This window comes from Pasteurellaceae bacterium RH1A (assembly GCA_012221805.1).
GTDB lineage: Bacteria > Pseudomonadota > Gammaproteobacteria > Enterobacterales > Pasteurellaceae > RH1A.
In genome coordinates, this window is the sequence record CP015195.1 from 1,119,704 (window position 1) to 1,134,134 (window position 14,431).

General features: G+C 51.0%; 14 protein-coding genes. 11 read left to right on the forward strand and 3 right to left on the reverse strand.

The window, feature by feature from the left end; genetic code table 11:
• Positions 1-122 precede the first annotated feature (122 nt).
• From A4G20_05250 to A4G20_05270, 5 genes are all read left to right on the forward strand, one after another.
• Positions 123-536 (forward strand): nucleoside-diphosphate kinase, encoded by a 414-nt coding sequence (locus A4G20_05250; protein QIW15776.1) that lies wholly within the window; start codon positions 123-125, stop codon positions 534-536.
• Between the two features lie 86 nt (positions 537-622).
• Positions 623-2,548 carry an ATP-dependent helicase gene (locus A4G20_05255; protein ID QIW15777.1) on the forward strand — a complete coding sequence of 642 codons (1,926 nt, stop codon included), beginning with the start codon at positions 623-625 and terminating at the stop codon, positions 2,546-2,548.
• A gap of 224 nt (positions 2,549-2,772) precedes the next feature.
• Complete coding sequence (locus A4G20_05260; GenBank protein ID QIW15778.1) at positions 2,773-3,147, forward strand: murein hydrolase transporter LrgA; 375 nt, start codon at positions 2,773-2,775, stop codon at positions 3,145-3,147.
• Positions 3,140-3,835 (forward strand): CidB/LrgB family autolysis modulator, encoded by a 696-nt coding sequence (locus A4G20_05265; protein QIW15779.1) that lies wholly within the window; start codon positions 3,140-3,142, stop codon positions 3,833-3,835. Before A4G20_05260 ends, A4G20_05265 begins: the two co-directional genes overlap by 8 nt.
• 102 nt (positions 3,836-3,937) lie before the next feature.
• On the forward strand, positions 3,938-5,740 hold the full coding sequence (locus A4G20_05270; protein QIW15780.1) for a lipid ABC transporter permease/ATP-binding protein: 1,803 nt from the start codon (positions 3,938-3,940) through the stop codon (positions 5,738-5,740).
• 66 nt (positions 5,741-5,806) lie between these two features.
• On the opposite strand, the gene A4G20_05275 is transcribed toward A4G20_05270, so the two are convergent.
• Positions 5,807-6,574 carry a Nif3-like dinuclear metal center hexameric protein gene (locus A4G20_05275; GenBank protein QIW15781.1) on the reverse strand — a complete coding sequence of 256 codons (768 nt, stop codon included), beginning with the start codon at positions 6,572-6,574 and terminating at the stop codon, positions 5,807-5,809.
• Between the two features lie 114 nt (positions 6,575-6,688).
• Here A4G20_05275 and A4G20_05280 point away from each other — a divergent pair, with 114 nt between their 5' ends.
• The 4 genes from A4G20_05280 to A4G20_05295 all read left to right on the forward strand — a co-directional run bounded on the left by A4G20_05280 (position 6,689) and on the right by A4G20_05295 (position 9,595).
• On the forward strand, positions 6,689-7,345 hold the full coding sequence (locus A4G20_05280) for a uridine kinase (GenBank protein ID QIW15782.1): 657 nt from the start codon (positions 6,689-6,691) through the stop codon (positions 7,343-7,345).
• 8 nt (positions 7,346-7,353) lie between these two features.
• Positions 7,354-7,935: a dCTP deaminase gene (locus A4G20_05285; GenBank protein ID QIW15783.1), complete on the forward strand. Its 582-nt coding sequence runs from the start codon at positions 7,354-7,356 to the stop codon at positions 7,933-7,935.
• 1 nt (position 7,936) lies between these two features.
• On the forward strand, positions 7,937-8,461 hold the full coding sequence (locus A4G20_05290; GenBank protein ID QIW15784.1) for a hypothetical protein: 525 nt from the start codon (positions 7,937-7,939) through the stop codon (positions 8,459-8,461).
• Between the two features lie 90 nt (positions 8,462-8,551).
• Positions 8,552-9,595: a hypothetical protein gene (locus A4G20_05295; protein QIW15785.1), complete on the forward strand. Its 1,044-nt coding sequence runs from the start codon at positions 8,552-8,554 to the stop codon at positions 9,593-9,595.
• A 209-nt stretch (positions 9,596-9,804) separates the two neighbouring features.
• Here A4G20_05295 and A4G20_05300 read toward each other — a convergent pair whose 3' ends face one another.
• Together A4G20_05300 and A4G20_05305 are read right to left on the reverse strand one after the other, a co-directional pair.
• Entirely contained in the window at positions 9,805-10,521 is a 717-nt protein-coding gene (locus A4G20_05300) for a hypothetical protein (protein QIW15786.1), read from the reverse strand.
• 23 nt (positions 10,522-10,544) lie between these two features.
• Positions 10,545-11,282 (reverse strand): tRNA-Thr(GGU) m(6)t(6)A37 methyltransferase TsaA, encoded by a 738-nt coding sequence (locus A4G20_05305; protein QIW15787.1) that lies wholly within the window; start codon positions 11,280-11,282, stop codon positions 10,545-10,547.
• A gap of 115 nt (positions 11,283-11,397) precedes the next feature.
• Here A4G20_05305 and A4G20_05310 point away from each other — a divergent pair, with 115 nt between their 5' ends.
• Complete coding sequence (locus tag A4G20_05310) at positions 11,398-12,303, forward strand: 1,4-dihydroxy-2-naphthoate polyprenyltransferase (protein QIW15788.1); 906 nt, start codon at positions 11,398-11,400, stop codon at positions 12,301-12,303.
• Positions 12,304-12,346: 43 nt separating this feature from the next.
• Positions 12,347-14,209 carry a citrate transporter gene (locus A4G20_05315; GenBank protein ID QIW15789.1) on the forward strand — a complete coding sequence of 621 codons (1,863 nt, stop codon included), beginning with the start codon at positions 12,347-12,349 and terminating at the stop codon, positions 14,207-14,209.
• Positions 14,210-14,431 lie beyond the last annotated feature (222 nt).

Consider the following 14,431-nt stretch of genomic DNA (forward strand, 5'->3'; position numbering starts at 1 on the left):
CTACCTAAAAAATGTTAGCTAGATCAAATTTTTGAAAAAAACTTAAAAAATTTACAATTCTTTTTCTTGTAAAACACGGTAAAATGCTTGGTATTGATAGTAGGCAATCTTTGGAGGAAAAGATGCAACAAACCCTAGCCATTATTAAACCCGACGCCACAGGCCGTCACTTAATTGGTAAATTGCTGTCGCACATGGAAGAGGCTGGCTTTACCATTAAGGCCTTGAAAAAACTACAGCTTAATCAGGCCCAGGCCGAGGGCTTTTATGCCGAACACCAAGGCAAGGCCTTTTTTCAGCCCCTGGTGGACTATATGATGTCAGGCCCTTTGGTGGTTGTGGTGCTGGAAAAAGACAATGCCATTGAAGACTATCGAACCTTGATGGGGGCAACCGATCCAACTAAGCGAGATCCCAATAGCCTACGGGCTAAATATGCCTTGAGCTATACGGAAAATTCCCTACACGGTTCAGACTCACCAGCCTCTGCTGAACGAGAAATCGCCTATTTCTTTAGCCCGAGTGAGATTATTTAGCTAGTCAGCCTGCCTTGCGCAGGCTTTATCTTACTTACAAATACTGTTATCATATACAGCATCTTCCTTATTCATTTCCTGATTTAATGAAACTCCAGCAAGCGATCAAAGACGCCTTTAGCCCCGATGGCCGTTTGAGCCACAATATTCAGGGCTTCCGCCCCCGTGCCGCCCAGCTTGAGATGGCACAAGCGGTTGGCCGAGCCATAAAATTTGCAAGTGCCACAGTGGTGGAGGCCGGCACAGGCACGGGCAAGACCTTCGCCTACCTAGTGCCAGCCCTGCTTTCAGGCAAGAAAACCATTGTTTCGACAGGCTCCAAGAACCTGCAAGATCAGCTCTTTAACCGTGATCTGCCCACCATCCAAAAGGCCCTTAAATATTCGGGCAAGGTGGCCCTGCTCAAGGGCCGAGCCAATTATCTGTGCTTGGACAGAATGGATCACCTCATTGCCATGGGCGTGGTGGGGGATAAGAGTGTGCTGGCCGATCTGCGTAAGGTACAGAAGTGGCAGACCGGCACGGAATCGGGCGATTTAAGCGAATGTATTAGCATTGCCGAGGACAGCCCCATCCTGCCTCAACTGGTTAGCACCACCGACAACTGCCTGGGTTCAGACTGCCCCCATTATAAGGACTGCTATGTGGTGCAAGCCCGTAAGCGGGCCATGGAGGCTGATCTGGTGGTGGTTAATCACCATCTTTTTTGTGCCGATATGGCGGTTAAGGAGTCCGGCTTTGGTGAGATCATTCCCAATGCCGAATTGGTGATTTTTGACGAGGCCCACCAACTGCCTGACATTGCCAGCCAGTATTTTGGTCAATCCCTGACTTCCCGCCAGCTCTTTGACATCTGTAAGGACTGCAATATTGTCTATCGCTCAGAACTCAAGGACTTGGCCCAACTGGGCAAGGCTGCCGACCATCTACAAAAGGTCGTCCAAGACTTCCGCCTGCTGATGGGCGAGGGTGTTAGCTCGGTGCGGGGCAACCTGCGGGATCTCTTTAATGATAAGAAGGTGGTTGAGGGGCTGGTTAAGCTAGCTGAAAACCTGGATTTCTTAAGCGAAGTGGTCAAAAAATCCCTGGGCCGGTCTGAAACCTTGGATAAGATCTTTGAACGGATTGCCGAGGTTAAGGCTTTACTCAAAAAACTCAGCGATACCACGGTGACGGGCTACTGCTATTGGTATGAGGCCAACGGCCGCTCCTTTGGCCTGCATATTACGCCTTTAACCGTGGCAGACAAGTTTGGCGATCAGCTCAAGGCCCAAGAAACAGCCTGGGTCTTTACTTCCGCCACCCTTGAAGTGGGCGGAAAATTCGATCACTTCTGCCAACGTTTAGGCGTAGAAAATGCCGAACAACTGGTCTTGCAAAGCCCCTTTGATTACCCTAATCAATCCCTGCTCTGCGTGCCCCGCTACCTGCCTGAAAGCAATCGTTCCCATACGCTAAACGCCTTGGCCAAGATGCTCCAGCCAGTGATTGAGGCCAACAATGGTCGCTGCTTCCTGCTCTGTACCTCTTATTTTATGATGCGGGGCCTGGCTGATTACCTGCGGGAGCATAGTAAACTCAGCGTCCTCTTACAGGGGGAGACCAGCAAGAGCCGCCTCTTGGAAAAATTTATTGCCGAGCCCAATAGCGTGCTGGTGGCTACCCAAAGCTTCTGGGAGGGGATTGATGTGCGGGGCGATGCCCTGTCCTTGGTTATTATCGACAAATTGCCCTTTGCTTCACCCGATGATCCACTCCTAAAGGCCCGAATGGAAGACTGCCGCCTACAAGGGGGGGAACCCTTTAACGATATTCAGATCCCCGAGGCGGTGATTACTCTCAAGCAAGGGGTAGGGCGATTGATTCGGGATGTAACCGACCGAGGGGCAGTGATTATCTGCGATTCCCGCCTGGTTAATCGGGCCTATGGCGCGACTTTTCTCAAGAGCTTGCCGCCTTCAAAAAGGACGAGGGATTTGGAAAAGGTAATAGGTTTTTTGAAAGGATCATAAGATGGCGCCAGCCTCCAAGCTGGTGCCTTATATATCAATAGGTTATCAGCACCAGCGAGGACGCTGGCGCTATCTTTATGAGGATAAAAGAAGAAAATATGCTAAACAAACTCAAACAACCCCTAAGATGGCGCCAGCCTCCAGGCTGGTGCCTTATATATCAATAGGTTATCAGCACCAGCGAGGACGCTGGCGCTATCTTTATGAGGATAAAAGAAGAAAATATGCTAAACAAACTCAAACAACTCACCCTGGCCCTGGCCATCCTCTGGGGTATGCTCTACCTGGGCAAGGGCCTGGCCTGGCTTTTGCCCATTGGCATTGCCGACAGCATTTGGGGCCTGCTTATCCTCTTTATCTGCCTCTTAGCAGGCCTCATCAAGGCCGAATGGATAAGCCCCGTGGCCCTGCCTTTTAACCGCTATATGGCCATCTTCTTTCTGCCCATTTGTGCGGGTATTATTGAGCATGGCGATTTATTCGTTAGCCATGTGGACTCCTTCTTCTTGGCGGCCTTTGTTAGCAGCGTGATTTCCATTGTGGGCGTGGGCCTTTTTGCCCAAAAGCTCTTAACCAAAAAGGAGAAGCAGGATGACTAATCTCTGGATTTATGCCTATGGCCTGCTGACCGTGGTGGTCTTTGTGATCAGCCTTAAAATCAGCCAAAAATTAAAATCCACCATTCTCAACCCCTTTATTATTGGCTTAACCTTCTTGGTTCTGATCCTGCTGGGTGCCAAGATCCCCTATCAGGCCTATTATGAGGGCAATGCCCTGCTCAATAATCTCCTGGGCGTAGCAGTTGTGGCTTTAGCTCTGCCTTTTTATGAACAGTTTGCCCAAATCCGCCGGCAGTGGAAGCACTTAGCTCTGATTATGGGCTTTGCCACGCTTTTATCTATGATAAGCGGTGGGCTTCTGGCCTTGCTGTTTGGGGCTAATGAGGAAATTATTGCATCCATTCTGCCTAAATCCGTTACCGCCCCGATAGCCATTGCTATTGCAGGGGAAATCGGCGGCCAGGGAGCTATTGCTGTGGTGGGCGTGATGGTGGCCGGGATTACAGGCTCGGCCTTTGGCATAGCCCTTTTAAAGATCTTCAAGGTCAAGCATCCCCAAGCCATTGGACTCAGTATGGGTGTGGCTTCTCATGCCCTGGGGGTGGCTCGCACCATGGAAATCGACCGCCAAACAGGCTCCTATGCCTCCATCGCCCTGGTGCTTTGCGGTGTCCTGTCCTCCTTGGTCGCACCTTTTGTGTTTAAAGCGGTGCTTTTGCTTCAATAATTTGCAAAAACTTGTCCTCTATAAACCGCTTGCAGACCAAATTTGGTAGAAATCCATTTTGCCCTTACAATAGCGATAATTTTTATTTAGAAGGCTCACTTAATGTCGAATATCAACTATTCCTTAGACGAGATCACCCAAGATCAATCGACCTGGAAAACCTTTAAACGCCTCTGGCCCATGATTGCTCCTTTTAAGTGGGGGATTGTCGTGTCCATGCTGGCCATGATGATCAATGCAGGCACCGATGCCTATATGCTTTCCCTGCTTCGGCCCATGCTGGATGTGGGCTTTGCCTCGGCCACAGGCGGAGAGGCCCAGGGCTTGGGCGAAGGCTCCTTCCTCAAGTGGTTGGCCTTTGTGATTGTGGGCTTGATTGTCCTGCGGGGGCTGTCCAACTTTGTGGCCTCCTACTGCCTGGCCTGGGTAACGGGCAAGGTGGTGATGACCATGCGCCAAAGGGTTTTTAAGCACCTTATGTTTATGCCGGTCACCTTCTTCGATCAAAACTCCTCCGGCCGCCTCCTTTCCCGCATTACCTACGATTCCGAGCAGATCGCAGGGGCTTCGGCAGGGGCCTTGCAGACCATTGTGCGAGAAGGGGCCTATGTCTTCTTCCTGGTCTTTACCATGTTCTACAATAGCTGGAAGTTGTCCTTGGTGCTTTTTGTGATTGGCCCCCTCATTGCCATCATCATTAGTACCGTTTCAAGACGCTTTCGTAGCCTCAGCCGCAATATGCAGCAGTCCATGGGGGATATGACGGCCAGTGCCGATCAAATGCTCAAGGGCCACAAGGTGATTTTGTCCTTTGGCGGCCAAGAGGTGGAAGAAGATCGCTTTAACCGTTCCAGCAATGATATGCGCCGCAAGGGCATGAAGTTGGCGGCGGCCACTGCTATTTCCGACCCGATTGTCCAAACCATTGCCTCTTTAGCTCTGGCCATCGTGCTTTTTGTGGCCGGTTCGCCAGAATTGATTGGTGAGGAATTAACCGCAGGCGAGTTTGCGACTGTGCTATCAGCCATGTTTGCCATGATGCGGCCGCTTAAGTCGCTCACCAACGTCAATGCTCAGTTCCAAAGAGGAATGGCCGCCTGCCAAACCCTCTTTACCCTCTTTGATCTTAAAACCGAAGAGGACAAGGGCAACCTGGTGGTTGAGCGGGCCAAGGGCGACATTCGCTTCGACAATGTAACCTTCACCTATGCCAATAAGGACAAGCCAGCCCTGAAAAATATCAGCTTCAGCCTGCCAGCAGGTAAAACGGTTGCCTTGGTTGGGCGTTCAGGTTCGGGTAAATCAACCATTGCCAACCTCATTACCCGTTTCTATGAAATTGATGAGGGGAAAATTAGCCTAGATGGCCACAATATTCAGGACTACACCCTCAATAATTTAAGAGAGCAGTGTGCCATTGTTTCCCAACAGGTTCATCTCTTTAACGACACCGTGGCCAACAATATCGCCTATGCGGCCCAGGATAAGTACAGCCGAGAGGAAATCATCAAGGCTGCCACTGCTGCCCATGCCATGGAATTTATCGACAAAATGCCGCAGGGCCTGGATTCTATGATCGGCGAAAATGGGGTCAGCCTGTCAGGCGGCCAACGCCAACGCCTGGCCATTGCCCGGGCGCTTCTGCGTAATTCGCCTGTCTTGGTGTTGGATGAGGCAACGTCTGCCTTAGATACCGAATCAGAGCGGGCCATTCAGGCTGCCCTTGAGGAACTGCAAAAAGATCGCACCGTTCTGGTTATTGCCCACCGACTTTCTACCATTGAGAAAGCCGATGAAATCCTGGTGGTGGATCAGGGCGAAATTATTGAGCGGGGTTCTCATCAGGAATTGCTGGCAAAAAATGGAGCCTATAAGCAGCTCCATAGTTTGCAGTTTGGGGAGTAGCGAGTAGGGTGCGTGTAAACGCACCATGAGCCTATACCTGTTTTAAAAGGTGCGTTTACACGCACCCTAGGCCGGATTATCAATATCCACAAACTCCACCTCTAGCCCATATTGCGTAGCCAGCCACTGGCCTAGAGCCTTGACCCCATCTCGTTCGGTGGCGTGGTGGCCGCAGGCGTAGAAGTAGATGCCTTGCTCACGGGCCGAGTGGGTGGTTTGCTCGGAAATTTCCCCAGTAATAAAGGCATCAATCCCCTTTTGGGCGGCTAAATCAATATAGCCCTGGCCGCCGCCAGTGCAGATGGCCACTGTCTTAATCAGTTTTTGCTCAAAACCCACAAAGTCCCCACAGAAGGTGGGTTTGCGGCTCAGAGCCTTTTCTAAGCGTGCCTCTAATTCTTGGGCGGAAATGGCCTGCTCCAGCTCCCCATAAACAGGAATGGAAAGGGCCTTGTCTTCCAAACCCTTCAGATTTTTGACCCCAATATGCTGGGCCAGTTGGGCGTTGTTGCCCAGTTCAGGGTGCATATCCAGCGGCAGGTGGTAGCCAAAGAGGTTGATATCATTAACTAAAAGCTGCTTGATACGCTTGCCCTTCATGCCCCGAATGCAGGGGGATTCAGACTTCCAGAAATAGCCGTGATGAACCAAAAGGGCATCGGCGCCCTTGGCAATGGCGGCTTCAATCAAGGGCAGGCTGGCGGTTACGCCTGTCACGATTTTGCGAATTTCTCGCCGGCCTTCCACTTGCAGGCCGTTAGGGGCGTAGTCGGAAATGGCTGGGCTGTTAAGTTTTTCGTCTAAGATGTTTTCCAGTTGAAGATTGGTTAGCATAAAATGTCCTCTTGATAGCTTTCCCCACATTTTAACCCAATTTCACAATTAGGCTACTGCAAGCGGGCGGTTTTGGGCTATAATTTGCAAGTTTTCATTTTAAAAGGAAAAATTATGTCAGTTGCCATTCAAAACACCGATTCTTGCATTGTTATCGCCATTGCAGGGGCGTCTGCCTCGGGCAAGAGTCTGATTGCTTCCACCATCTACAAAGAACTCAAAGAAGAGCTGGGCCAAGAGGACATCGGCATTATCTCCGAAGACGCCTACTACCGTGACCAAAGCCACCTGGCCATGGAAGAACGTGTGCAAACCAACTACGACCACCCCAATTCCATGGATCACGCCCTTCTGGTTCAACACCTCCAAGCCCTCAAGGCTGGCCAAAGCATTGAAATTCCTGAATATAGCTATGTTGAACACACCCGCCTGCCAACCGTGCGTAAGTTTGAGCCAAAACGGGTCATTATTTTAGAAGGCATTTTGCTTTTAACTGATGAAAAAATCCGCAATGAAATCAACGTATCCATCTTCGTAGATGCCCCGCTCGACATCTGTTTTATCCGCCGCCTGCAAAGAGATATGCAAGAACGTGGCCGCTCCATGGAGTCGGTGGTCAGCCAATACCGCAAAACGGTTCGCCCAATGTTCCTGCAATTTATCGAACCTTCTAAGCAATATGCCGACATTATCGTGCCAAAAGGCGGCAAGAACCGGATTGCCATTAACATCTTAAAAGCCCAAATCCGCCAACTCTTGGGGCAAAAATAGGAGGCCTTATGCGTTTATGCGATCTGGATATTGAGCGTTATTTAGACGAGGGCATCATCAGCCTGGATCCCCGCCCTGCCAATGAGAAGATCAACGGGGCGACCATTGATGTGCGTTTGGGCAATTCCTTCCGTGTTTTTCGGGAGCATTTCACGCCCTATATTGACTTGAGTGGCCCAAGCGAGGCTGTGGCAGCCCAGCTAGACAAGGTGATGAGTGAGGAAATTATCATCGGCGATGATGAGGCCTTTTTCCTCCACCCAGGTGAACTGGCCTTAGCCACCACGCTGGAGTCGGTCAAACTGCCGGCCAATATTGTGGGCTGGTTGGACGGCCGTTCCTCCCTGGCCCGCCTTGGCCTCATGGTGCATATCACCGCCCATCGGATCGACCCAGGTTGGGAGGGCAAAATTGTGCTGGAATTTTATAACGCCGGCAAATTGCCCCTGGCCCTGCGCCCTAATATGGCCATTGGCGCCTTGAGCTTTGAAATTTTAAGTGGCCACGCCGCCCGCCCTTACAATGCTCGTAAGGATGCCAAATATAAGAACCAACAAAGTGCGGTCTCCAGCCGTATCAACCAAGATTAAAATGAACAAGCGACTTTTTCTCTTCCTGCCCGTGCTGGTGATCTTGATTTTTGCCGGCTTTTTGGGCTTGGGGCTTTATCAGGCCCAGCAGACCGATGATCAGGGCCTGATTGGCAAGCCCATTCCTGACTTCTACCTCAAGGATCTGCACAACCTTCAAACCCAACGCAGCCTGCAAGATCTGCCCAAAGAGGCCTTTGTCCTCAACGTTTGGGCCAGCTGGTGCACCTACTGCCGCCAAGAATTCCCCCTCTTACATAAACTTGCAGGCCAGGGCATTAAGGTGGTTGGGATAAATTTTGCCGACCAAAGACAAGCCGCCCTTAATACCCTAGAAAGCCTGGGCAATCCCTACCTTTTTAGCCTACAAGACACCCGAGAGCTAACCCTGCAACTGGGCGGCAATCAAGCCCCTCAAACCTTTTTGGTGGACAAGCACGGTGTTATTCGAGCCTATCACCTGGGCCTGATGCGAGAGCTGGAATGGCAGCGGGACTTCCTGCCTGTCTTGCAGCAGTTAAAATAAGGATAGCGCCAGCGTCCACGCTGGTGCTTAAGGCTTTGATATATAGGCACCAGCGAGGGCGCTGGCGCCATCTCAACTAGACGGTTCGCCATGAAATCTTACTTTCTTGCAATTTTCCTGCTTTTTTCCACCGCTTGCTGGGCCGAAACGGTGGACACCTACACCTTCCAAAACGAGGCCGACCGCAGCCGAGCCGTGGCCTTGGCCAAAACCCTGCGTTGCGTGCAATGCCAAAATCAAAATTTGGTTGAATCCAACTCCCAGGCCGCCTTTCAGCTTCGCACCGAGGTTTATCAAATGGTGGAGGCCGGCAAGAGCAACGAGCAAATCAAGGCCGAACTGGTGGAACGCTTCGGCGATTTTGTGCTTTATCAGCCGCCAGTAAACTGGCGAACCTACGTCCTTTGGGGCCTCCCGCCGCTACTTTTGGTTTTGGCTTTTGGCTTTGCTTGGCTTTATCTCAAGGGAAGAAAGGGCGGGGAAACCTCACAACAAGCGGTCGAAAATGAGGAAAATTTTGCAAAAAATCCCCAACATTCAACCGCTTACCGCCTGCCTAGCTGGCTAATTTGGGGCTTGGTGCTTGCCTTTCCGCTGGCTTATTATGCCTACACCGGCCGCTATCAAGCCATCAACCAAGGCCAGAACGAATTTAAAGAGGCCATGGCCATCCGCCAAGAGCAAAGCCATGAAGCCCGCAAGGAAAGCCTGGTGGAAGCCATCCAAAACCGCCTGCGCCAAGACCCCAACAAAGGCCAAGACTGGTTCGAGCTAGGCCAGGCCTATATGCAGGCCAATGAATTTGACAATGCCCTGGAAGCCTACTCCCGGGCCAGCATCTTACTGGGTCGAAAACCCATGATCCTAGGCGCAGGCGCCACCGCCCTCTACTACCAATCCCACAAAAAAATGACCCCAGATGTCAGGGCCTGGATTGAAGAAGCCCTGGCCGGCGACCCAAACGAAAGCGCCAGCCTGGCCCTCCTAGCTTCCGAAGCCTTCGCCAAGCAGGATTACGATCTGGCCCTTAAATACTGGCAACAAATTTTAGACAGCGGCCGTACCGATATTGAACGCCGGGCCATTATTCGGGCTATGGAGAATGCCGAGAGGTTGAAAGGGAGAGGGAAATGATACTGGGGATTTGTCTTACAGCTATGTGATATTTTTAGTCGTCCTCCCCATCAGGAATAACCGCACCCACTACGGTCGTAGTCGTCTTCACCGCTGCACCAACAACCGTGGTTGCCGCTGAAACTGCGCCGCCGACCACAGACGTGACCAAGCAGCCTGTAAGCAGGCTGCTTAATAAGATGATGGAAAGAAATCCCTTCATTTTTCCCTTATTCAAAACTTACCCAGCCTGTTGCTGTGGTCGAAATGGATTCCTTGCCAGCGGCCAGTGGCAACTTGGTGACACTTTTGGCGGAAGCATCTCGGGCTTCAGCCATAGCATAAGCCACAGGCGCTTGGCGGGTCATCACTGGAAAATACTGGCCCAGCTCTACCTTACCGACAGTAAAGCTCTTGGCATTTAAGCCCTTGCGGACGATTTCAGCCTTGTGCTGGAATTTTTGCACCGCTTCAAGGGTGATTTGGTCTTCAATTTCAGCCGCTTTTTCAGGCGAGATGGAGAAATTGATGTAGTCGATGGCAATTTCATCATTGAGATTTTCCAGCACCTTGGCCATGGCGTCAAAGTCCTTGCTTTTGAGGAAGACATTGCCGTGGGCTTCCCAGCCGATGACCTTGCCCTTGCTGTTGTAAGAAGGGTTATTGGTGATGCCTTCGGCCACCACCTCAATGCTTGGGTGTTTTTGGGCGGCCTCAATCACAGTGTTGAGGTTGCTGGAAACCTGCTTTTTGATGGGGGCTAGGTTTTTGCCCTCCTTGCGGCTATAAACTGAAGCCGACATGAGGTCTTGTTCCACAATCCGTTCCACCTGGGCAGAAAAGTGGAAAACGGGTTTGGTTGGTTTTTGGGCTTCGCTTTCATTGGCCATAAGGGGAGCGGTGGCCAAGGCAAGCGGTAACATTAGGGCATATTTGTTCAATTTCATAAATCCTCCGTTGAAGTCGTCTATCAGACGCTGCAAGCATCATTTAGTTCCAAGACCAGGGCTAAATTTTTATCATCAGGCGAAATCTGCCAGCGGACATTGTGGCCTGCTAGTTTCATGCCATAAATGCGGTCAGACGGCTTACCCTGTTGATAGGCTGGGCGGGGGTCTTGGGCAATGACCTCTCGGATAAAGCCTAACGGGTCGCTAATGCCAAATTTTGCAAAATTTTGCGATTTTTGCACCGCTTGCAGGGCTTGGGGGCTAAATTCCACCGCCAATTTGGCTTGAGGTTTATCTTGGGCGAAGCCTGATTGGGCCTCGGGTTCGCTGTCAGCATAGGTGATGTAGGGTTTGATGTCCAAAATAGGCGTGCCATCGACCAAATCCACACTGGCCAGCTGTAAGCACACTTCGCCCTTTTCGATAATAACCTTCTCCAAACCAACCTTAGACAAGCCCAGGGGATTAGGCCGATGGGTGGCCCGGCTGGCAAAGACACCCACCCGCTCATTACCGCCTAAGCGGGGCGGGCGGACGGTGGCGTGCCAGTCCCGCTCGGGAATTTGGTGGAATTGGAAAATCAACCAAAGATGGCTAAAGGCTTCCAGGCCCCGCACTGCATCGGGTGAATTATAGGGCGACAGCAGGCGTAAAATTCCCTTGCCCTGGGCCACCAAGTTGGGCTGGCGGGGGACGGAAAATTTCTCTCCGTAGGGGCTGTGGATGATGCCGATGGGGCTTAATGTTAAAGATTGCATAAAATTGTCGTATAATCTGTTGAAAATATGTAAAAGATCAAAATCTTTCAGGCCAAAGTAGGATATGATGAAGCCTATTTTAATCTTGCTATTTTAACTCGAAGAACCTGTTTTAATGAATAAAAACTCCACTTTTTCCATTTGGTTTTCTACCGCCCGCCCCAAAACCCTTCCCCTGGCCCTAGCCTCTATTTTGGTGGGTTCAGCCCTGGCCTATTGGGCGGGAGCCTTTAGTGGCCTGATTACTGGCCTGGCCTTTTTAACCACTATTTTGCTACAAATTCTCTCCAACTTTGCCAATGATTATGGCGATCACATCAAAGGCTCCGACACGGCCGAACGCATTGGCCCCCTTCGGGCCATTCAGCACGGGGCCATTACGGGGGCGCAGCTCAAAAAGGCCCTTTATGTAGTGGGTGCACTAGCCTTTCTTTCAGGCTCTGTCTTGATTGGCTATGCAGTGCAGTCGGTGCAAGATATTGTGGCCTTTGCGGCCTTGGGGGTGGTGGCCATTGTGGCGGCCATTACCTACACGGTGGGCAAGAAACCTTATGGTTATTTGGGCTTGGGTGACTTGTCTGTACTGATTTTCTTTGGCTTTTTGGCCGTAGTCGGCACCTTCTACCTGCAAGCCCGCAGTCTGCCTGCCAGCATTTGGCTGCCGGCCTTTGGCTGCGGTTTGCTTTCGGTGGCTGTCCTTAACATCAATAATCTGCGGGACATTAACCAAGATCGTCAGGCCGGCAAAAATACCTTGATTGTCCGCATTGGCAGCCAAAAGGGGCGGCGTTACCATGTTGCTCTCTTGAGCTTGGCTCTGCTGTCCTACTTGATTTTCTCCCTCAGCCACCTCAATGCCTGGGGCCTGCTTTTTTTGCTGGCCACGCCGCTTTTAGTTAAGCACGGCCTGTTTGTTTACCGCCACCAAGATCCTGCCGAATTACGCCCACTTTTAGGTCAAATGGCAGGCCTGGCCTTGATTACTAATCTCTTGTTTAGTCTCGGGATTTTTCTTCAATAAAAGCAGGGTGGGGAAGCCCCGCTCTCGATTTTAGGTATAAGCTATGAACAACATCACCCCCCATCTCCCTACTTTCCTCCAGGAACCCCTTTTCTGGGTGCTGGCCCTGCTGGTCTTTGCCATTTGGCAATTTATCCGCAATAAACTGCGGATGGATGTGGTGGCCCTCTTGGTGATGGCCTTTTTTAGCCTGTCGGGCATTTTGACGGTTCAGGAAGTCTTTGCCGGCCTAAGCGACCCTAACGTGGTGCTAATTGCCCTGCTCTTTATTGTGGGCGAGGGGCTGGTGCGAACGGGGATTGCCTATCAGGTCAGCGAATGGCTCATGCGGGTGGCAGGTGCCAGTGAGGTGCGGGTTTTGGTTCTGCTTATGCTCTCCATTGCGGTACTGGGTTCTTTTATGAGTTCGACGGGAATTGTGGCCATCTTTATTCCTGTGGTGCTGGCCATTTGTTCCTCCATGGGCATTTCGCCTAAACGGCTCATGATGCCCTTAAGTGTGGCCGGGCTTATTAGCGGCATGATGACCCTGATTGCCACCCCGCCCAACCTGGTGGCCCATTCTGAATTGGTGAAAGCTGGCCTAGAGGGTCTCAACTTCTTTAGCTTTACCCCGCTAGGCCTAGCGGTGCTGCTCATGGGCATTGGCTATATGTTGATTGCTCGCAAGTGGTTGGATAATGGCGAAAGTGTTGAAGTGGTTAGCCAGCAGGGCCAGTCCATGTCCCAACTGATAGCTGAATACCAGTTGCAGGGCAGGGCAAAAATGGTGGTGGTTAATCCTAAGTCGCCTGTGATTGGCCGCACCATTTATGAGCTCAAATTGCGTAATGAACACCACCTCAATGTGATTGCTATTCAACGCCTTAAACGCCTGAGCCGTGTGACCATCAGTGCCTTTGGCGAAACCAATCTGCGGGAAAAGGATATTTTGCTCATGGATATTGGGGTTTCGGATGAAAAATTCGCCTCCCTGTGTGAAATGTTGGGCCTCAAGCAAATTGAGGTCAAGGGCGATTATTTCTCCTCCCATTCTAAGTCGGTGGGCATGGCAGAAGTGGCCCTCATGCCAGAGGCCGAGAGTATAGGCAAAACCATCAGTGAACTGGGCTTCCGCTCCCGCTATGGCTTGAGTGTGGTCGGTTTTAAGCGGGACAATGAGATCCTGACCCAAGATATTATCCACACCCCGCTCAAGCTGGGCGATGTGCTTTTGGTCATGGGCGTGTGGTCGCAAATTCAGGAGATGGACAAGCAGAACAAGGACTTCTTCCTGCTTAAAACCCCAGTCGAAAGCAAGCAGGCTGTGCCGGCTGCCAGCCAGGCTCCGCATGCCATTTTCTCGGTTTTGACCATGGTGGTGCTGATGATTACGGGCTTAGTGCCTAATGTGATGGCCGCCCTGATTGCCTGTCTTATGTTGGGCAAATTCCGCTGTGTGGATATGAAGAGCGCCTATGAGTCTATCCACTGGCCTAGCCTGATTTTGATTGTGGGTATGATGCCTTTCTCGATTGCTATGCAAAAAACGGGCGGGGTGCATTTGGTTGTTGAAGGCTTCTTGCAGGCTACTTCTTCGCTGGGGACTTATGGCATTTTGGCCGGTATGTTTGTTTTGACAGCCTTGATCAGCGCCTTTATTTCCAACACCGCCACTGCCATTTTGATGATGCCTATCGCCATTGGGATTGCCCAAAAATTAGGTTATTCCCCTGTGCCTTTTGCTATGACGGTGGCCATGGCAGCTTCTGCGGCCTTTATTACCCCTGTGTCCTCGCCAGTGAATACCATGGTTTTGGCCCCAGCAGGCTATAAGTTTATGGATTTTGTGAAGGTTGGTTTGCCTTTTGCGATTTTGGTGATGGGGTTGTCGGTGTTCTTGATTCCTGTTTTGTTTCCGCTTTAAATTAAACCGTAGCAATCTACTGCCTTATCTCGATCTAATTCCCCTCTTTAGCAAAGAGGGGTTAGGGGAGATTTGGCAGAAGTGATAGCAAAGAGAGTGCTAAATTCGGAGAATATTTCACTCTCAAATCTATGATTAATCACTCCCTCTCTCCGTTTTTTCTTATGCCAAATCTCCCCCTGCCCCTCTTTGCTAAAGAGGGGAGTAGATTGTAGGGATTTT